The following is a 20307-nucleotide window of genomic DNA, read 5'->3' as shown; positions in this document are numbered from 1 at the left end:
AGCATTGTTATGGAATATAGGCTGCAGCGCGACTCTTCGTCGAGATAGTACCCCATGTTGATTTTTACCTCTGGATAGCGCTAATCCGGAAACTACTGTTATTCCCGTCCAGGCACCGACTGGTTGCGTTTTCATTGTGCCCGCAGACAGAAGTCTTGAAAACATCGAGAAGCATCTCTGACTTTTGTCCCCCTGGATAGTGATTCGACATAGAGGCATTTTGGAGCCAGGCCATAGCCGATCGATTAACCGCCTCTTCTCGGCCCATTAATAAATTTTGCACCAGGTAATGCTGTGCGGGGGAGTAGCCACCCACAGCGGCGGCATTAATCCACTTCATCCCCCCCTGCTCATCGACTTCACAGCCACGACCCCTGATCATATTACGGCCCAATGCAAACTGAGCATGGGGCAGGCCGTTCTGGGCCGAGGCTAAGTACCACTTATTGGACTCTTGATACTGTAGATCTAGTTTTTTCAGATAGTCTTTAAACGATCTAAAGACATTTAAACGAGTCGCATAAACATATTGAGAGACCGGATCACCCTCTTCAGCCTTTCGTTTCACTTTCTCTAATTCGAACTTCAGTTTTTTTGAATCAACTTCTTTTTTTCCAGCCATCAAAAAAACAATAGCGGTATTATGCCCATAATGATAATGAGGTTTACCGTCCTTGGTTGGGGGTGCATAGAGAAATTTTTTCGCTCCGTTTACCGGGGCAGATTTGAACATTTTATCGTAGGAAACGGTCATTAGATCGCGCACATACCCCTCTTTAGATATGGTAAACTCTAACACTACACGGCCCATGCGCCCTTTGTCACGGGCAGCCCAGGGATATCTGGGAGGCTTCTGTTTAATCGCAACGGGATCGGGTTCACAATCTTCATCACTTAAAGGCTTTGGAAAAATACGCTGGTTAATAGCTTCGCGGCTATATTCCTTTGTAAACTCAGCGGCAAGTAATCGGGATTTTTCTTTATCTGTTACAGACAGCTTTTTTAATACCTTTTCTGCCGTATCAAGATAGTCTTGATGTTTTGCCAAACTCCCTGCTTTACTAAACCAGGCATAGGCCTGCACCGGGTCACGCGGCACAGATTCACCACGATAGTGCATAACCTCCAGGTTAAACATTGAGCTAAAGTCCCCTATTTCGGCCATACTGTGGAAAGCCTGATAAGCTCTATCGAAGTCCTGTGCCTGATAGAGTTCCATGGCTTTCTCAAAACTGGCAAATGCTATTGGACTGCATAAGAGGGAAAAGACAAGCATGGCCCGAGGGAATTTATACAGTTGCTTTAACTTCATAACACTCCATCCTTAAGTTCCGATCACTGCCGCAAAAAGCAAAATAACGTCCATTACTGAAAAAGCCGCTTATAGCATGACCTTAGCCTTGAGAAAGGTATAAGCAGCTGCTGCCAATATCAGTTAGGGGTTGATTAACATGGCTATCTTAGTATTAGTCTTGTTTAATAGCATTGCACCGTATTCTACTGCTGAAATATCTCATCGGCCATACCGCGCCAGTAAACTGTTATATCCCTGCAATGACAAGCCCGTCGCTCGAAATATATAACAAAATAATAGATACCCGTAGTTCTAATCTTCTGAAAATCAATATATTCAATTATGTGACTATCAATTGGCATTGATGTCACTAAACCAAAGGAGGATTCTGGTTGCTAAATACAACGAAGGCTAATTAGTGCCGATCCATAAATGGGCTTTTTTGCAAAAGTTTCCGCCCGCACGGCCCCCAGGTGCCCTCGGGAGTGGGTCGTGCATCTGTGTTGCGATCTGGGGGTTAACCGGGGGTGTGGCGTGTCTACACAGTGTCCGGCGACCCGGCTCAACCTCTTGAAAAGCCGGCGCCGGAACGAGCGGCGCCTGGTGAAAAATCGGCGGCGGGCGAATCAGGTCATGGCTGCCCGTGACTTGGGTCCGAATACACCATCGGCAGCCAGTTGTAGTGAGCGTTGTACTGCCTGTAAAGCCAGTCGGGTTGCCTGGCCGAAGACCCCATCGTGAATTAGGCGCCGCCCGTGCATAGCCAACAACAGTTGCAGGACCTTGACATCGGTACCTTTATGCGAGGGTTTTAACACCAGTCGTCTCGACGAGAACATACTGTCGATTGTCGCCGGGCCGACTATACCGTCAGCACTCAGCGCGCTGCGCTTTTGAAAAGTTTGCACTGCCGTTTTGGTCTGTTGCCCGAAGACCCCGTCTTTTGAACATTGAATGTCCAGATCGCAGAGAATATTTTGCAGTGGCAACACCAGCTCGTTTTTATCCATCAACTTGATGGTTTTGGCTTTAGACCCGGACCTGACCGGCGCCTTCCAGAATTCAAACGGTGGCGGTTCAATTTTCGGCGCCGGCATCGGGCCGATCAGTACTTCACTTTCCGAGTAGTACCCTTTGTCATCTAACCCCAGTACCTTTTTATAATCGTATACCGGACATTCCTTGCTGCTGACTTCACGGTGCCCGCGAATGCGGATTTTTTTGGTATAGGCATCGGTAATCGCCTTGCACAGCGCCTTTACCGAATCCATTTGCTTTTGCGTAAATTTGTCTTTTTTCAAACCGTGGCAGCAAATGGCGATAGAGCCGGTATTGTGTCCCTTCTGGGCGATGGGTATCTTTTCAATATTGCGACCCTCTTGAATATCGCCGTTTTTGGTGATGAAAAAATGATAGCCGACATCTGACCAACCGTTGTCTTCGACATGCCATTTTTTCATTATCGATATGTCGTCGTGACTCGATTGATCGCTGGCGGAGCAGTGTAAAAATATTGAATGAACATCGCGCTTGATCTTCTTAAAGCTGATCGCTGCATTGTATCCCCACTTGGGTGTCGTTTTTGTCATTTCAATTTCCTTATTGTCCGATAATTCGAAGCGGTGGTGTAATGCCGGACTTTGCTATTTTTTGACGACCCTGCAGCAACCGCTCAATAGTTGTGTTTGATGGTCGATCACGGTAATGGACAGGGGATAGTTTTCGTCGGACATGCCGTCACTACAGTTTTCAGTCCTGTGAAAGACCGCGGCGATCGCGGTTGCCGCGCCGGCGGTGTCTGTGAAGCTGCCCATCCAGAGATTGGTTTGGTTGACACCCCGGCGGATGATATCGTTTAGCACCCACTCGGATTTATCACTGAGTTTCTTAAATTCTGCAACGTGTGCGCGGGTTTTCAGATTCCAATGCGGTTCGGTACCCAGGCAGAAAAGTTCGCCGCCGAAGTTGTTGCTGAGTGCCTGATGCTGAGCGGTCCGGACATATTTTGAATAGACCCACCCCTGCATACCGCGGTAGCTCACCTTGGTCCAGTCACCTTGTTCGGTGATTTTCAGCAGGTTGGCGCCATCGTAGGGAATGCGATAGACGACATTCGCCTGGCCTCGGGCAGCCGCTCTCAGATTTAATGCGTCGTCTTCAGCCACATTGGCAACCTGTAACCATTGGCGCGAGGAAGAGGCCGCCGCCTCGCTGGAAGCGCCGGCGCTGCCGGCCTCTTTGCAGGACACCGCCATGGGAAACAGGAGTGTAAGGATGAGGATGTTGAGGTTTCTCATGCACAAATTCCTTGATAGGCGCCGGTGTGATTCAAAAAGCACTGATTCAAAATACATTGACCCGAAAAACCTCGGTCCAAAAACCAAGACAGTGCGATAAAAAGGTCAAGCATGGGATTAGTTATAACCGGCAAAAAAGCATAGTGGGCACGAAAACCCGTGTCTACCGCTTTGTCTGGATTATGCTAAATGGTCATGGATTTGGTGGCTTTTGCTGACGGCCAGAGCCTCTATTCGTCGCGAAAATCATCAGCCGTAGCAAAATATTTTCGCTTCGGTGGCACTTAGGCCTCGACCCGGGCATAGCCCTTTGGGGCCTTCGCCAGCATGGATGCTGGCGCAGAGCCTACAGGGATGTATGCACGGCGTGCCCCGAAGGGCTATGCCCGGGTCGAGGCCGGGCTGGTTAAGGGCACCAAAACCAGCTTTGAGTGAAAAGATTTACCGGTCAGAGTACTAACTAGTTATTGCCGTAACTAACTGCTGCTCTGCCCATCAAGGTGCGCCGGCAATCACTCCTGCCCCAAAAAGCCACCTGACTGGTGGGTCCAGAGCTGGGCGTAAAGCCCGCCGGCCTTGAGCAACTGTTCGTGAGTCCCCTCCTCCACGATGCGGCCCTGCTCCAACACGATCAAGCGATCCAGCGCGGCAATGGTAGACAGCCGGTGCGCAATGGCAATCACGGTTTTGCCCTGCATCAGGCGGTTCAGGCTGCGCTGGATACTGGCCTCCACTTCGGAATCCAGCGCCGAGGTAGCCTCGTCCAGGATCAGTACCGGCGCGTCTTTCAACAGCACCCGGGCAATGGCGATGCGCTGGCGCTGGCCGCCGGAGAGCTTGACCCCGCGTTCTCCCACCTGCGCGTCATAGCCGCGGCGGCCGTCGGCATCGGCCAGGGTCTCGATAAAGCGGTGCGCCTCGGCCAGCTCGGCCGCCTCGATCATTTGCGCCTCGGTGGCATCGGGCTTGCCGAATAAAATATTTTCCCGCACCGAGCGATGCAGCAGCGATGTATCCTGGGTCACCATGCCGATAGACTTACGCAGTGAATCCTGAGTGACCTGCTGAATATCCTGGCCGTCGATACATATTTGTCCGGCATTGAGATCGTAAAAACGCAGCAACAGGTTGACCAGCGTCGACTTGCCGGCGCCGGAGCGCCCCACCAGCCCCACTTTCTCACCGGGGCGGATGGTAAAACCGAGCCCCTCGAATACGGTTCCGGCGCCGTCGTAGTCGAAGTACAAATCCCTGAACTCGATTTCGCCCTGCTCGACCCGCAGCGGTTTGGCGCCCGGGGCGTCCACCACCTCCTGCGGTTTTGCCAGCGTGCCCATGCCGTCCTGGGTGGTGCCGATATTTTCAAACAGCGAGCTGATTTCCCACATGATCCAGTGCGACATGCTGTTTAACCGCAACGCCAGTGCCACGGAGACCGCAATGGCGCCGGTTGTGATGCTGGCGTCCAGCCACAGGTAGATCGACAGAGCCACTATCGAGACGATCAGGGTGAGATTGAGTAACCACACACTGACCTCAAAACCGGTAACCAGGCGCATTTGCGGATGCACGGTATTGAGAAACGTTTGCATCCCCTCTTTGGCGTAGCCGGATTCCCGCTCGGCGTGAGAGAACAGTTTCAGGGTGACGATATTGGTATAGCTGTCGACGATACGCCCGGTCATATGGGAGCGGGCGTCGGCCTGCCGCTCTGATATCTTTTGCAACCGCGGCAGAAAATAGCGCAGCAACGCAATATAGCCCACCAGCCACAACGCCAGTGGTGGCGTCAGGCGCAGGTCGGCGCTGGCGATCACCACTACGATCGAGACGAAGTAAACGGCCACATACAGCATCACCTCCAGCAACTGCATCACCGACTCCCGCACCGACAGCGCGGTCTGCATCACCTTGGTGGCAATGCGACCGGCAAAATCGTTCTGGTAAAACGACAGGCTCTGCCCGAGCAGGTAACGGTGGGCTTTCCAGCGCACGATCATCGGATAGTTGCCGAGCAGGGCCTGGTGTACCACCAGCGCCTGGGCGGTGACCACCAGGGGGATCACTACCATGATACCCAGACCCAGCCACAGCAGCCGGGTGCCCTCCTCGCGCACAAACGTCTCCCGATCCTGCTCCGACAGCCAATCCACCAGTTCACCCAGGAGCGCGAACAGGCCCACCTCCAGCCCCGCAATCAGCGCGGTGCAAAATGACATAATCAGCAGGTAAGGCTCGATTCCCCGGGTGTAGTGGCGCACGAAAGCCCACAGTGAGGCGGGCGGTTGCGTCGGTGCCTGTGGGGGGAAAGGGTTTATCAGACGTTCAAAGAATCCAAACATAAGACCGGGTCCGGTGAGACAGGAGGGTGATTGTATCGGGTTGGGATAAGCGTGGCTATTTGCCTGCCGGCGCTGGTGCATTACTATGTGATCTCGCCCTTTACCATACGACTGTGTCTTTTTGCCAATCGACTGCGTCTGTTTTCAACCGGCCCTGTTGGGAACCCTGGCGCAAGCCGGACGGTCGTATAGTGACATCCAGCCAGCGGCGCAATACCGGCCCAAAGCTACACACAATCGCATTACAGCAGTTACCGGAGAGTGAATGATTATGGGAAACTTCAATGGAACCCGGCGCTTGTCACAGCCCCCGACAAATCGCCTGAACCGTTGCATTTGTCTTTTTATCGCCGTTTTCCTGAGCCTGCCGGGGGCCATGGCCCTGGCCGACTATAAGGAAGTCCGCAGCATCGAGGGCATCACCGAATATGCCTTCGACAACGGCCTGCAGCTGTTGCTGTTTCCCGATGAGAGCAAAGACAGCATTACCGTCAATATCACCTACCGGGTCGGTTCAAAGCACGAAAACTACGGCGAGACCGGCATGGCACACCTGCTGGAGCACCTGTTGTTCAAGGGCACGCCCAAGCACCCCAATATCACCAAGGAGCTGAGCGACCACGGCGCCCAGGCCAACGGCACCACCTGGCTCGAACGCACCAACTACTTTGAGACGTTCAAGGCGACAGATGAGAATCTGGAATGGGCGCTATCCATGGAGTCCGATCGCATGATCAACTCCTTTGTTGCCCAGAAGGACCTCGACAGCGAAATGACCGTGGTCAGGAACGAATTCGAGATGGGGGAAAACAACCCCGGCAATATCCTGCTGCAGCGCATCTATGCCACCGCCTACGACTGGCACAACTACGGCAACTCAACCATAGGGGCGCGGTCGGATATCGAGAATGTCAAAATCGAGAACCTGCGGGCTTTTTACGAGAAATATTACCAACCGGACAATGCGACCCTGATCGTCGCCGGTAAAATCGATATCGAGCGCACGCTGGAGCTGGTCGACCGTTACTTCGGTGCACTACCGAAGCCGGCGCGTAAGCTGCCCGAATTCTACACCCTGGACCCGACCCAGGACGGGGAACGCACCGTTACGCTGCGGCGGGTGGGCAGCGAGCAGGTAGTTGCCGCGGCTTACCGCATCCCCTCGGGTCTGCATGAAGATTTCGCCGCTGTCAGCGTGCTGGCCCGGGTGCTGGGCCACAGCCCGTCCGGCAGACTCTACAAGAACCTGGTGGAGCAGCAACTGGCAACCCAGGTCTGGGCCTGGCCCAACCAGCAGCAGGACCCGGGCCTGCTGTATTTCAATGCCGCCGCCGATCTCGAGACCGACCTGCAGAAAACCGAGGCGGTGTTGTTGAAAACCGTGGAGGACATCGCAGCCCAGCCCATTACCTCGGAGGAAGTGGCGCGGGCCAAGCGACAGATTGCCAAAGAGATGGAGCTGCGGTTCAATTCATCGCAGGACATTTCCATAGAATTGAGCGAGTGGATCGGTATCGGCGACTGGCGCATGTACTTTATCAATCGCGACAGACTGGAAGATGTCACCTTGGAGAACGTACAGGCGGTGGCCGACAAGTACCTGCTGAGGTCAAACAGGACCCTGGGCAAATTTTTACCAACCGCCGAGCCGGTGCGTGCGGTGGTGTCGGCACCGGCCGATATTTCGGACCTATTGCGCGACTACAAAGGGCGCGAGATGATCGCCCAGGGCGAGGTGTTTGACCCCACGCCGGAGAATATCAAGGCGCGGCTGAAAAAACATGAACTGGACGATATGGAGCTGGCCTTCCTGCCGATAAAAACCCGCGGCGAGTCGGTTAACCTGGAGCTGCGCCTGGGACTCGGCACTGAAAAGTCCCTGAAGCACCAGCGCGAAGTCGCGGAGCTGACGGCGGCAATGCTGTTGCGTGGCAGCAGCAGACTCAGCAAAGAGCAAATTCAGGATGAATTCGACAGACTCAAGGCCAGCGGCGGGATTGGCTGGGCAGGGCAGTCACTGTCCTCCCGCTATGAAACAACCCGCGAAAACCTGGTCCAGGTTCTCGACCTCATTTACGAAGTGCATACCGAGCCGGCGTTTTCTGAAAAAGAATTTCAGCTATTGAAAACGCAAAAGCTGGCCGGTCTCGAGGCGAGTAAAACCGATCCTCAGGCGCTGGCTTTCCGGGCCAATGCCAGAAGCTTCAACCGTTTTCCCAAAGGCCATGTGTATTACACCAAGTCCATTGACGATGAAATCAAGTCGGTTAAAAAGGTATCGCTAAAAGACGTCAAGCGTTTTTATAAAAAGCATTATGGTGCCGGCAATCTGCAACTGAGCATAGTGGGTGACTTTGACGAAGCTGAGATAAAAGACCTGATGGTAAAACGCTTTGCACCCTGGGAGGCGAAAACGCAGTACAGCCGAGTGCTGAATAACTATAAGGATGTAGAGAAAGTAGCACAGACGATAGAAACGCCGGACAAGAAAAACGCCGTGTTTATTGCGAGCACCAACCTTGATATGACCGCTGACCATGACGATGCCCCGGCGTTGCACCTGGTATCCCATATGCTCGGCGGCGGCTTTATCAACTCGAGGCTGGCATCGCGGATAAGACAACAGGATGGTCTGAGCTACGGTGTGGGATCGTTCCTGCAATTGGGGAATATCGATACCAATGGCATGTTTATGGCCTATGCGATCAGCGCGCCGGAGAATACGGAAAAAGTGCATCGTGCTTTTACCGAGGAAATGCAGCGCGCAGTCAAGGATGGCTTTGAGGTCGACGAATTGGAGGCGGCCAAGAACGGATTTCTCGATCGCATGAAGTTAAATTTCGGCAACAATAAACTCCTTGCCACGCGTTTGCGCAGCGATCTTACAGACGATCGTGAAATCGATGCGGCACGGGAGTTTATCGATGCCGTGCGGGCGTTGACGGTAGAGGATGTCAACCGTGTGATGAAAGAGTACCTTGAGCCCGAGCCGATGACGATTATCAAGGCGGGGGATTTCGTTGCGGGTAATAGCTAGCGTTAAACCACTCTGCGGTGCCTGAGGCGACCTGGCAAACACACCGTCAACCGGTGTGTTTGCATCCGGTGTTACCTAACTGGTTGATCAATCGGAGTTTCTCCCCGAGCTTCATGTCTCTACTCGGAAAACTTGGCTCTCAAGCCGCCCAAGAATCTCTGCGTAATATTTACCATGTCCTCGGGATCAAACTCCGCCCAGTCGGCGTTAATGAGCTCATGTTGATACGTAAGTGCTTCCATCATGGCGTTGCTGCCATCTCTAAAATAGAATACCCTGCGGTTGATCTGTAAAAAGCAGCCCGGGGGAATTGGAGAGCGGTAAGCACAATTGCTTGGGTGCATAAGTATGGGATATCTTTGTTTGTACTCCCACTTTATCGTGGACTCCATACTGTGCAGTCTGCCATTGTAGTTATCGATAATATTCTTTGCACCCTCCCGGCTAATCTGCTGCTTATCCACTTCCTCGTTTATTAGCTGCCCCATGGTGTTAATGATCATGGCATAAGTTACCGCCAAGGCATAATTTGCCTGCGCCCATGGCGTGTTGAGTTGAAATGTCCGATGCTCGGCGGCTTGAAGTGCGCGCGGAACCAGTTCCTCTACCAGATAATCTATCTGGTTCTGTTCGTCCAACAAGTAGCCGTAGTACTCCGCTTCTCTGCTTAGAGATTCTACGATGCTCTTTATCTCTGCATATTCCTGGCTCTGCAGGATAAGTGTCACCTCTTCGTTGACGATATCCCTTATCTTCGCCAGCGACTGCTCTGACAACTCGACGAATGTGGGTTGATCCGGTTTTGCCAGCCCGAATGAAACCAAAAAGCTCTTTACCAGGCCTTTGGCAATGTCTCCGACAGGCCCGGTTGCTCCCTTTATACCGGCCTTACAACCTGATTTGAGTAACGCCTTTATCACGCCTGAATTACTAGCGCCTTCAGTGGCGTCATCACACCAGCCGGCGTTGGCGATACCGGGCACGGTAAGTGATGCAGCTATTACCAACGCCAACTTGGTATTTTTAAAACCTGCTGACTTTGCAAAATTTCTTTTAAACATTTTTATACTCCTGAATAGGTATGATCATCGCAATAATGTAGGCGCCTGTGAATAACAAACGCCAACCGGGTTTCTCTCTGCGGAATAATCGTATTTGCGCCTAAAAGTGGCTGATCACTTCGAAAGTGCACATTATTTTTCTAATAGAGCCTTGCACTTTTTCTGGGCACAAAAAGGAGTAGCTGAGTGACTAACTTTGGTAAGACGTCATAGCACCACAACGGGCAAGAGGAGTCAAAGGGATATATTTTTTTGTCATCAAATGTCGCTTCAACTTTTAATGTACATGCACCCACCCTCGATTGAGCACTATGGGTCGGTTCCATCCGCTATCGCACCTTGTAGGACGGCCACCGCCACTACAGTGATTGCAGCCTTGCCCTATCCGGTCTTACAGTCGAGAAATTGACAGTTTTATTGCAGTGGTATTCTCTGTTAGCGCTTTACTTTCGCCAGATATTTACACTATTGACTATCGTCATGACAAACGTTTACGTAGCCCGGACACTGTTATGACAAATACCGACGGCATTAGACATGGAGTGGCTATAGACTGCGCAACATCTCTCACGGTTGTAGGTAAAAGCTTTTTATGCGTGTTTTTAATATTCTGTTAATTTCCATATTATCGTCATTATTGATTACCGGGTGTAAGGATGGTGATAAGTATTATGCCGATATTGTCCGCACGGACTACGGTATTCCCCATATCAAAGCCAACTCCTGGAAAAACGCCGGTTTTGGCCTGGGCTACGCCTATGCGGAAGATAACTTCTGTGTCTTGATGAAGGCCGTTGTACGGGCCAATGGCCAGTCAGTGCGTTTTCTGGGTGAAGAAGGTAGTCTGGCCGATGACATTGTTTTCACTTATTACAACACCGATGCCGTCATGCAACGCGAGGGCATTGAGTCCCAACCAAAACATGTCAGACGGCTGCTGCGGGGTTATACAGCGGGGTTAAATCGCTACCTGAAAGACACAGGTGTCGAAAACCTGGCCGGCGGTGAGGAAGGCTGTCGCGACGCTGAATGGGTACGCGAGCTTCGCGTAGTGGATATCGTCAAAGTTCTACACAATAAAGCACTGCGTTCCAGCACCCAGTCGCTGACGCCCCTGATCGCCGGGGTTGAGCCGCCTTCCAGCCAGTCAGCGCAGCGTGTAAACCCAGATGCCGTCCGGGCGCTGTCAGCGATCTCTCCGCAGGACATCGCCGCTAATATGGGTTTGCCGAAAGACAGTCAAATCGGCAGTAACGCCTATGCTATCGGTGCCAATGCATCGCAGAATAACAGCGGCTTACTGCTCGGAAACCCGCACTTCCCCTGGACCGGTGAAGACCGGTTTTATATGTTTCACCTCGATATGGGGGATAAATACAATGTGATGGGTGCAGGCCTGCACGGATTTCCGGTTGTCAACGTCGGTTTCAACAACGATATTGCCTGGACGCATACAGTCTCCACCGGGTCGCGCTTTACGCTGTACGAGCTTACGCTAAATCCCGACAACCCCTTTCAATATCTATATGATGATGAATACCGCGATATCGAAAAAGTCACGGTCAACGTCGAAATGCCCGGCGCTGGCGACGGGGTTGTCACCCGACCTTACGATTTGTATCTCACCCATTTTGGACCGGTGATCAATCTGGCCGGTGTCGATGAAAGTTTAGGCGGCTGGCCCACGCCGTTTGGCACGCTGGTGGTGCTGAAAGACGCCAATATGATGAATTTTCGCACTCTGTCACAGTGGATCGAAATGGGTCAGGCAAACAGCATGGATGCCTTTAAAGAGTCGCTTGCCCGGCTTGGTCTGCCGTGGGTCAATACCATCGCGGCGTCCCGTGGCGGCGATGCTTTTTACGGCGATATCTCAGTGATTCCCAATGTTTCACAACAAAAACTCGGCAGCTGTGTCAGGGGTCAACTGGCCATGTTGCTAACCGAGGCTGCCGCACCGACGCTGGATGGCTCGGACAGCGAGTGTGAGTGGGATAGCGATGAAGGGGCTCCCAGGGGAGTGTTTGGTTTTGAGAGTCTTCCGCAATTGTCGACTCGCGACTACGTGGCCAATGCCAATGACAGCTACTGGCTCAGCAACCCCGGGCAGCTGTTGGAGGGATTCTCCCCGCTTATCGGTGAGGAGCGGATAGCGCAGGCACTGCGCACACGCCAGACGTTTATCCAGGCACAACAGCGCATAGCGGCCGCCGATGATTTGGGTGCTGCGGGTTTCAATACTGGAAATATGCGTACCATTATGTTCGACAATCGCAACCTGGCGGCCGAACTGGTGCTGGATGATCTGGTCGCTGTTTGTAAAGCGGTAACCGACTGGTCCCTGTTAACGGTAAACACAGCCCAGGCGGCACAGGCCTGCGACGTGCTCGGGCAGTGGGACGGGTTTTTTAACCTGGAGAGCATTGGGCCACATATCTTCACTGAGTTTTGGCTCAGGGCAGAACAACTGCCCGACCTATGGGCGGTACCCTTTGATGCGGCGGCGCCACTGACAACACCCAACACCCTGAATACAGGAACCGCAGGCATTGCCATTGTGCAGGCACTGGCCGCCGGTATCGACGCACTGGTTGCCGCCGATATTCCCATGGATCGCCCCTGGGGCCAGCTTCAGTACAGCGATCGCAATGGCGAACGCATTCCGATAGCGGGTGGCCGAAGCAGCTTTATGTTCAGCGTTACCTCATCCGATTTAATCCTCGGCGAGGGTTACACCAGTATTGAGGACGGCAACAGCTATATTCAGGTCGTTAGCTGGGACGATCATTGCCCGGATGCCTACGGGAACTTGACCTATTCCCAGTCCACGGACCCGGCGTCGCCACACTATGCCGACCTCACCCGCCTTTATTCGCAAAACGGATGGATCGATATGCCGTATTGTGATGAGGCGATTGAGGCGGCGACAATTTCGAAAAAGCGTGTCAGGGAATAAGGGCTTAAAGCATTATAAAGGTTAAATGAACGATGTTTTCAATACAGTGTTTTTACATGTTCCCGTTGTCTGAGATCGCATGTGTATTGTGTTTGAACTAAGCCATATTCTCCAGACCGATGATGGTGATCCGCCAGGTGTATGAACAGTCGTACGACTGGCCTATATCAGAGGGGACTCCTATGTCCGTCCGGGTCAAACCCGGACGGTACTCGCTCCAGGCGCCTGCTTTCGCTTAAGACACCTGCCTCTGGTGGTGGCCCCCGGCAGTGTTCCTGACTTGCCTGGCAGCATCGGCTTCGTCAGTTGCCGGCAGTAAAAATGCATTCAATGTTTTGCTACTGCCCGCCCCGGTAGTTTGCCGGCACATAGCGATAACGACCGGTTATTTTGTACTTAAACAGCATATTCTCCAACTGCGGGCCACGGCCGATGTTGTGCACAATCAACGGTGTGCCTGTGTGCCGATCGACCTCGTCCGTGACTATACCGATATGGGGTAAATTTCCCGGCAGCATCCAGGTGACCAGGTCGCCCGGTTTATAAGCGTCGCCTCTATCTGAGACAGGTAACTCGCTGCCGTGGCGGCTGAAAAACCGGCGCAGATTGGGTACCCGGCGGTGGTCGATATTTTTGTCCGGTTTATCCAGGTTCCATATTCTGCGGGACGGGTAGCTGTCGAAGTTTGCGGCGATATCTTCATGCACCAGTTGCTGCAGATCGGTACCCAGGGCGCGATAGGCGCGGATCACGACATCCGTGCAGACGCCGATATGCCGGGGCACGTCGCCGTTGGGATAGCTGATCGCGAAGTAAGCCCCGTTGTATTCAACCCGGTGTTTGGTCCGTTCGTGGGCGGCGGCGACCAGGTCCCTGGCGAAGGACGCCGGCCAGGCACCGTGGGAAATCAGGACCAAGGCGAATAAAACGTTTCTCAGTGTGACCTCCCTCAAGCGATCAGATCGGTAGCAACCACTATTAATACCACCAAATGCATCGCTGTGGCAAAGCTTCCGGGGCATAAAGGTTACATCTGCGACCGGCGCTATCCCTGTAAGCTCCTCCGCAGAACCCTTGGTAATAAAGCCCCGTAGCGATGGTGAAAAAGGGTGGCTCAGCTCTCGTCGCCGGGAGATCTGCTCTTGTAACTGGCGCGTAAGATAACCGTAGCGAGCGCGTTTAGTATTGTTTGTTCAGGGGTGGCCTGGCGATGTCGGCAAGCTCAGCGCAGGCCTCCGTCATAAGCCTACTGACAAGGCTTGTCAGTAGAGGGGAGCTATTATCCCATCGCGTAAAAATTGCTATAAGATAGGGTGTAATGACGAACCGCCGCTGGGAGCCGCCCCGCCCGTTCACTGCTGGCCCGGTTTGGCAGGGGTCCCTGCCGGCAGCCTGCATTAACACGCCCGGTCGCGGCGATACTTATTCACTTTCCTCTTCGAGATACTGACATTGGAGCACCGAATGCGCTTTCGCCCCTGGGTGGTTGCCGTCCTTATTTGCGTTGCGGTCACCGCGGCGCTGGCCGGTTATAAAGTCCTGCAGATCAAATCGGCCATTGCTTTTGCCGAGTCCTTTCCGGAACCGTCGGAAACGGTGGAAACCGTCACCGTGGCACAAACCCAGTGGATACCCGAGGTCAGTGTTCTGGGGGAGGTGGTGGCGCCGCGTTCCGTGGAGCTGCGCAATGAACTGGCCGGCAAGATTGTCGAGGTGGGGTTTGCCCCCGGTGCCCGGGTGACCCGGGGCCAGTTGTTGCTGCAATTGGATATCAGCGAGGAGACGGCGCAACTCAAGGCGGCTGAGGCCGAGATGGAGCTGGCGCGGCTGGAACTGGAGCGGTTTCGCAAACTGATCAGACAAAACGCCTCCAGCAAGGATCGCTACGACCGGGCCAAAGCGGAGATGGCAGTGGCCTCGGCCAACCGGCAGGCCCTGCAGGCGACTATCGACAAAAAGACCCTGCGGGCACCCTTCGACGCCAACGCCGGTCTGCACGAGTTGGAGGCGGGCCAGTTCCTGGCCGACAACACGTCGATTACCCGGCTGGTCGGTATCGATGAGAATGTGTGGGTCGATTTCAACCTGCCCCAGGATCGGGCCCTGGTGCCCGTAGGCACTGAAGTTACCGCCACAGCGCCAGGCAGGTCCGGGGTCAAAGCCAGGGGTCGGGTTATTGCCAGGGATGCCGCCGTCGCCGCCGACTCCCGCAATCTGCGAATGCGGGCGCTCCTGCCCGGTGTAGCCGATGTGCTAAAACCCGGGGCCATAGTCGATATATCCGTACCGGTGGGGGCGCCGCAGGCAGTCGGCGTACTGCCGGCCACCGCCATCCGCCGGGATAGCTTCGGCGCCTATGTGTATGCACTGGTGCGCGATGAGCAGGGCCAGCTGCGTGCCCGCAAACGCGCGGTGACGCTGGGGCCGGAGCGGGCCCAGAACGTTATTGTTACCGGTGCGCTCGAAGCCGGTGAACAGATAGCCGCCAAGGGCTCTTACAAGCTGCGCGAGGGCTTATTGGTGGCGGTCCATGGCGAGGGTAGCGAGGGGACAGACACCACTGTCGGGACAGGCATCATTACCGATGGAATGGCCGATACTAACAAGGAAACCGGCAATGAGTAGGCAATATGGTCGGCCAACGGTCATGGATGTATTTGTGCGCCGGCCGGTATTGGCAGTGGCTATTGCCATGGCGCTGATGCTGGTGGGGTTGTACGCCGCCACCCGGCTGCCCGTTATGCAGTTTCCGCAAATCGAGAGCACCTCGCTGGTGATTACCACGCCTTATGTGGGCGCTGCCGCCGAGGTGGTACAGGGTTTTGTGACCGATCCTATCGAGCGGGTGGCGGCATCCATTCCCGGTGTCGACTATATCGACTCCAACACTGTTGCCGGATTGAGCACAGTGACCGTCTGGCTCAAGCTCAACGAAGACAGCACAACGGCGCTGGCGGAACTGTCGTCACGGCTGAGCCAGATTCGCTTTGAGTTGCCGGCCGGCGCCGAGGACCCGGCGGTAAGTATCAACCGCGCCGACCGGCCCAACGCCGGCTTTTACCTGGATGTGTTGATCGACACCGAAGCCAACGGTATGACGCGGGCGGAAATCACCGACTACCTGTCCCGGCGGGTGAACCCCACCCTGGCCTCCATCGCCGGCGTGCAGCGCATCGGCATCGAGGGCGGTCGCCTGCCCGCCATGCGCATTTGGCTCAACCCGGCGCGGATGGCGGCGTTTAATGTGAGCGCCGGTGATATCGAGGCGGCGCTCGAGGCAAACAATATCATTGCCACCATCGGTCGCAGCGAGAATGCCAAGCAGCGTATCGATCTGCTGGCGGACACCTCCATGCGCGATATCGCCGATTTCGAGCGCCTGGTGATTCGGGAAGTGGACGGTTCACAGATTCGCATCAGCGATGTGGCGCGGGTGGAGCTGGGCGAGGAAGAAGGCGAGGTCAACGCGCGGCTGGACACAGCGCCGGCGGTGTATACCTCGGTGTGGCCGCTGCCCGGGGCCAATGAAATCGATATTGCCAACGAGCTGTACCAGGTGCTCGATCAGGTCAACCCGACCCTGCCCGAAGGTCTCTTTATCGGTGTCGGCTACGATATCACGTTGTATATGCGCGACGCACTGCGGGAGATTTTTACCACCCTGGCGGAAACTGTCGCCCTAGTGGGATTGGTGGTGGTGTTGATGATGGGATCGATTCGCACAGCCCTGGTGCCCCTGGTGACGATTCCCATATCGATACTGGGGGCGGTGGCGGCCATGTACACCATGGGTTTTTCGCTAAACCTGCTGACAGTACTGGCCATTGTGCTGTCGGTGGGGCTGGTCGTGGACGATGCCATCGTGGTGGTGGAAAACGTCGCCCGCCATATGCGCGAGGGCAGGAGTCGAATGGCGGCGGCGCTGGCCAGTTCGCGCCAGTTGTTGGCACCCATTATCGGTATGACCGTAACCCTGGCGGCGGTGTATGCGCCGATTGGGTTTCTGTCGGGTCTGACCGGTGTGTTGTTTAAAGAGTTTGCGTTTACCCTTGCGGTTGCGGTGCTTATTTCCGGGGTGGTGGCGCTGACACTGTCGCCGATCATGAGTGCTTACGCCTGTCCCGAGGGTGGCAAGGAGAGCCCCGGCACCCGCCGGGTTAACGATTGGTTTGCCCGTGTGCAGCGTCGCTACGGCGAGCTGCTGGCGCGCAGTCTCAACTACCGGCCGCAGGTGTTGTTTATGGCCGGTTTTTTTGCGCTCCTGGCAGGCCCTTTCTACCTTTTTTCCCAACAGGAGTTGGCGCCGACGGAGGATCAAAGCGGTATCAATGTGGTTATCGAGGCGCCGCCGGAGGCTTCCCTGGAATACACCACCGAGCAGATGGCCGATGTGGTCGGGGTGATGAAGTCCCTGCCGGGTGCCAGATTTATGTGGCAGATAGTGACACCGGACGGTGGTTTCGGCGGCCTGGAGTTGACGGATTTCGATCAGCGCGACCAGAGTGTGCACGAGCTTTTTCCGCGGGCTTTTGGCCAGTTGTCCGGTGTGCCGGGTTTGAAAGCGCTGCCGATTTTATTCCCGGCCCTGCCCACCGCCGGCAATTTTGATATCGAGTTAGTGGTGCAGTCACCGGATGCGCCGGTGGCCATGAAGCAGTATGCGGATCAACTGGTGGGTGCCGCCTACCGCAGTGGGCGGTTTCTATTTGCCGACACCGATTTGAAAGTGGACCTGCCCCAGGCCCGCTTTCGCCTGGATCGCGAGCGCATCGCCGACTTGGGGATGGACCTGGCTGCGGTCAGTCGGCAGTTGAGCGTGCTGCTGTCCGGCAACTATGTCAATCGCTTTAATCTCGAGGGCAGGGCTTACCGGGTTATTCCCATGATTGAACAGCATGGACGACCCGATCCCCAGGCACTGATGGACTTAAAATTGCGCACCCCTGCCGGCGACCTGGTGCCGGTCTCGGCGGTGGCCTCGCTGGAGCAGTTGACCGCGCCGCGGGTACTGGGCAAGTTCCAGCAGAAAAATGCGTTTCGGGTGTTTGGCGGCGTGTTGCCCGGTACCACCAAGGAGCAGGGTCTGGCGGCGCTGGAGGCAGCCGCGACCGAAATTCTGCCGCCCCACTATACCGTTGACTACGCCGGCGAGTCGCGTCAGTTGCGCCAGGAGGGGAATACGCTGGTCGGCGTCTTGATGATCGCGCTGGTGTTTGTTTTCCTGGTGTTGACAGTGCAGTTCAACAGCTTTCGCGATCCGCTGGTGGTGCTGCTGGGTTCGGTGCCCCTGGCTTTGTCGGGCGCAATCCTGTTTGCGTTTCTGGGCTGGACCACGATCAATATTTACGCCCAGGTGGGTTTTATTACCCTGGTCGGGTTGGTTGCGAAAAACGGTATCCTGATCGTGGAGTTTGCCAACCATATGCAGGCCGAGGGCATGGCGAAATTGCAGGCCATCAAGGTGGCGGCGGAGACCCGCCTGCGCCCGGTATTGATGACTACCGGCGCCACGGTGTTGGGCCACTTTCCGCTGGTGTTAGTGTCGGGCGCCGGTGCGGAGGCGCGCAACAGTATCGGTATTATCCTGGTGGCCGGGATGTTGGTGGGTACGCTGTTTACGTTGTTTGTGTTGCCGAGTGTCTATTTGGTTTTGGCTTCGAATCACGGACCGGAGGGGGTGCGGGAGGGCAGCGACAGCCTGCCCGCTATGGCACAATGAGCAATCGGGGGACTCGGATAACAGAGTAACACTGCTGCTACTCCCTTTCCCAGTTTTGCCAGAACGACATGCGTCTTGGATATTACCTAGGGCTTCAACAAACTGCGAGAGTGAAGAAACGCTGAAGTTTTCTGGGTTTGCTACCAATTTTTGTACAGTGGGCATTGTTAAACGAATAATATGCGCAACTTTGGCGTCCTTTGTGTAGATTTCTTGGCGTGGATTTCGCCAATCTTGTGCATTGTGCTTTTTAATTCTCGCATTCTCTACTGCAATACTCATTGCTTCGCAACGACCTATTAACTCCCTGAATTTGAAGGCTAGTGTATTGCGTGAGATCGGCGTACGGAATTACGTCACCGAATGACCGCTTACGACCAAACTACGTTTGACGTAGATTGGTCTAAATAAATTTACTATTGAGTTGCTATAATTGCCTATAGCCGAGGAGGACTAACTCGTTCCAATTTAAAAAACTGATCACGGTGTGTACTTGTAGGATAAGCACACTTTTTAACGGCCCCCCTTCCTTCCATCACAACACTTAAGATCGACACAAAAGTGCGAAACTCAGCAACCTGTGACCGTAGAGTTAGATCCGTTTGTATTTCAGGACGCCGAACTTATCGGTTTGAGTCCCAAATCAGATGCCCCACTCTCAGCAGCATAAAGCTCCTGAACACCGAATTGCTCTGAAAGCCTGTCAAGGCCTTCGGCTGCAGTCATGTAAGAATAGTGATTTCCTTTAATGGCTTTTTTTCCAATCCAAAAAGGATCCAGATAAACGAGCTTGTTTGTACGACTAATGCCTACAACTAAAATACAATGTCCACCAATAATCCGGCCTAGACCAAAATTCCCACTGGCTAACAAAGGGCCGTAGTTATGTAAATTCTCTTCCCACGTTTTAATATCATTAGTCACTCCGTAACCCGGGAGATGACGCAAACCATAGTCGTTGATCAAGTCGTGACCATAACCTGCTTTAAACCACTTACCAAAAATATGCGGATCTTGATCTGGTGCTACTCTAGCTTTTGCTTGGAGAACCTGTTCAGTATGCTGCTTGCGCTTATACCCGTAAATATTACCGTACCGCCAGTCCATTAACATTTCTAGAGAGGTAAGCCAGCAATGCAAGCTAATACCCTGCCATCGATAACGGACGTTATACCCTTTTTCTAGAGCCATAGAACACACCCATCATAATAGATGAAAAATTAGTTTAAAGTATGCGAGCTTTCTGCACAACAGGTTGTCGCTATCAGCCTGGTATCACTCTGAGAAAGACGCATAGAGTTGAATTCAGCACATAGCCATTACAGGTTGCCGGAAATAATAGCGCGCCATCCATTTTGTGAGCGACTGAAAAATGACCGCACACCATTTTCCCGCATCCCAACTAAGCTGCTTTTACATCATATTTATTGTGTAAGAAAGGCTGCTAAGGGAACGTGCTAAGGGGACGGAGGGATTAAAGACTGAGCAGTGTGCTAGGACCTGATTCAAACTGACGATGGCTTAACTGTGCCGCGGTAACCTCATTGATTGAACAGTACCATCCCCCTAACATCATTGTTTCCTGCAGAAAAAATCGATGA

General features: G+C 54.0%; 11 protein-coding genes. 4 read left to right on the top strand and 7 right to left on the bottom strand.

Annotation, left to right across the window (positions count from 1 at the left end):
* Positions 1–64: 64 nt before the first annotated feature.
* The 4 genes from FKG94_RS08010 to FKG94_RS07995 all read right to left on the bottom strand — a co-directional run bounded on the left by FKG94_RS08010 (position 65) and on the right by FKG94_RS07995 (position 5933).
* On the bottom strand, positions 65–1312 hold the full coding sequence (locus tag FKG94_RS08010) for an energy transducer TonB (protein WP_142903676.1): 1248 nt from the start codon (positions 1310–1312) through the stop codon (positions 65–67).
* A 608-nt stretch (positions 1313–1920) separates the two neighbouring features.
* Positions 1921–2883, bottom strand: coding sequence for a peptidoglycan recognition protein family protein (locus FKG94_RS08005; protein WP_218943471.1), 963 nt, complete (start codon positions 2881–2883; stop codon positions 1921–1923).
* Positions 2884–2937: 54 nt separating this feature from the next.
* On the bottom strand, positions 2938–3591 hold the full coding sequence (locus tag FKG94_RS08000; protein ID WP_179957543.1) for an SH3 domain-containing protein: 654 nt from the start codon (positions 3589–3591) through the stop codon (positions 2938–2940).
* Between the two features lie 512 nt (positions 3592–4103).
* Positions 4104–5933, bottom strand: coding sequence for an ABC transporter ATP-binding protein (locus FKG94_RS07995; protein ID WP_142903674.1), 1830 nt, complete (start codon positions 5931–5933; stop codon positions 4104–4106).
* Between the two features lie 265 nt (positions 5934–6198).
* Between FKG94_RS07995 and FKG94_RS07990 the strand changes: the two genes are divergently transcribed.
* Positions 6199–8970 carry a M16 family metallopeptidase gene (locus FKG94_RS07990; RefSeq protein WP_218943470.1) on the top strand — a complete coding sequence of 924 codons (2772 nt, stop codon included), beginning with the start codon at positions 6199–6201 and terminating at the stop codon, positions 8968–8970.
* A 119-nt stretch (positions 8971–9089) separates the two neighbouring features.
* On the opposite strand, the gene FKG94_RS07985 is transcribed toward FKG94_RS07990, so the two are convergent.
* Complete coding sequence (locus tag FKG94_RS07985; protein WP_142903673.1) at positions 9090–10031, bottom strand: hypothetical protein; 942 nt, start codon at positions 10029–10031, stop codon at positions 9090–9092.
* A 592-nt stretch (positions 10032–10623) separates the two neighbouring features.
* Here FKG94_RS07985 and FKG94_RS07980 point away from each other — a divergent pair.
* Entirely contained in the window at positions 10624–12987 is a 2364-nt protein-coding gene (locus tag FKG94_RS07980; RefSeq protein ID WP_142903672.1) for a penicillin acylase family protein, read from the top strand.
* Between the two features lie 338 nt (positions 12988–13325).
* Here FKG94_RS07980 and FKG94_RS07975 read toward each other — a convergent pair whose 3' ends face one another.
* Positions 13326–14009, bottom strand: coding sequence for a DUF1287 domain-containing protein (locus tag FKG94_RS07975; protein ID WP_142903671.1), 684 nt, complete (start codon positions 14007–14009; stop codon positions 13326–13328).
* 442 nt (positions 14010–14451) lie between these two features.
* Here FKG94_RS07975 and FKG94_RS07970 point away from each other — a divergent pair, with 442 nt between their 5' ends.
* Both FKG94_RS07970 and FKG94_RS07965 read left to right on the top strand, forming a co-directional pair.
* The gene (locus FKG94_RS07970) at positions 14452–15612 is read left to right on the top strand and encodes an efflux RND transporter periplasmic adaptor subunit (RefSeq protein ID WP_142903670.1); all 1161 of its coding nucleotides are present in this window, start codon (positions 14452–14454) and stop codon (positions 15610–15612) included.
* Positions 15605–18706: an efflux RND transporter permease subunit gene (locus FKG94_RS07965; RefSeq protein ID WP_142903669.1), complete on the top strand. Its 3102-nt coding sequence runs from the start codon at positions 15605–15607 to the stop codon at positions 18704–18706. The genes FKG94_RS07970 and FKG94_RS07965 overlap by 8 nt, the downstream gene beginning before the upstream one ends.
* Positions 18707–19315: 609 nt before the next feature.
* Here FKG94_RS07965 and FKG94_RS07960 read toward each other — a convergent pair.
* Positions 19316–19897, bottom strand: coding sequence for a papain-like cysteine protease family protein (locus FKG94_RS07960; protein WP_142903668.1), 582 nt, complete (start codon positions 19895–19897; stop codon positions 19316–19318).
* Positions 19898–20307: the final 410 nt, after the last annotated feature.

Source organism: Exilibacterium tricleocarpae (assembly GCF_007004655.1).
Classification (GTDB): domain Bacteria; phylum Pseudomonadota; class Gammaproteobacteria; order Pseudomonadales; family Cellvibrionaceae; genus Exilibacterium; species Exilibacterium tricleocarpae.
Note: the sequence above shows the minus strand (reverse complement) of the source record. Positions and strands in the feature narration are given on the sequence as shown.

What these genes read in the sequence shown, in the direction of transcription:
- FKG94_RS08010 (WP_142903676.1), bottom strand. Translation starts at nt 1,312, where the DNA reads ATGAAGTTAAAGCAACTGTATAAATTCCCTCGGGCCATGCTTGTCTTT.
- FKG94_RS08005 (WP_218943471.1), bottom strand. Translation starts at nt 2,883, where the DNA reads ATGACAAAAACGACACCCAAGTGGGGATACAATGCAGCGATCAGCTTT.
- FKG94_RS08000 (WP_179957543.1), bottom strand. Translation starts at nt 3,591, where the DNA reads ATGAGAAACCTCAACATCCTCATCCTTACACTCCTGTTTCCCATGGCG.
- FKG94_RS07995 (WP_142903674.1), bottom strand. Translation starts at nt 5,933, where the DNA reads ATGTTTGGATTCTTTGAACGTCTGATAAACCCTTTCCCCCCACAGGCA.
- FKG94_RS07990 (WP_218943470.1), top strand. Translation starts at nt 6,199, where the DNA reads ATGATTATGGGAAACTTCAATGGAACCCGGCGCTTGTCACAGCCCCCG.
- FKG94_RS07985 (WP_142903673.1), bottom strand. Translation starts at nt 10,031, where the DNA reads ATGTTTAAAAGAAATTTTGCAAAGTCAGCAGGTTTTAAAAATACCAAG.
- FKG94_RS07980 (WP_142903672.1), top strand. Translation starts at nt 10,624, where the DNA reads ATGCGTGTTTTTAATATTCTGTTAATTTCCATATTATCGTCATTATTG.
- FKG94_RS07975 (WP_142903671.1), bottom strand. Translation starts at nt 14,009, where the DNA reads ATGCCCCGGAAGCTTTGCCACAGCGATGCATTTGGTGGTATTAATAGT.
- FKG94_RS07970 (WP_142903670.1), top strand. Translation starts at nt 14,452, where the DNA reads ATGCGCTTTCGCCCCTGGGTGGTTGCCGTCCTTATTTGCGTTGCGGTC.
- FKG94_RS07965 (WP_142903669.1), top strand. Translation starts at nt 15,605, where the DNA reads ATGAGTAGGCAATATGGTCGGCCAACGGTCATGGATGTATTTGTGCGC.
- FKG94_RS07960 (WP_142903668.1), bottom strand. Translation starts at nt 19,897, where the DNA reads ATGGCTCTAGAAAAAGGGTATAACGTCCGTTATCGATGGCAGGGTATT.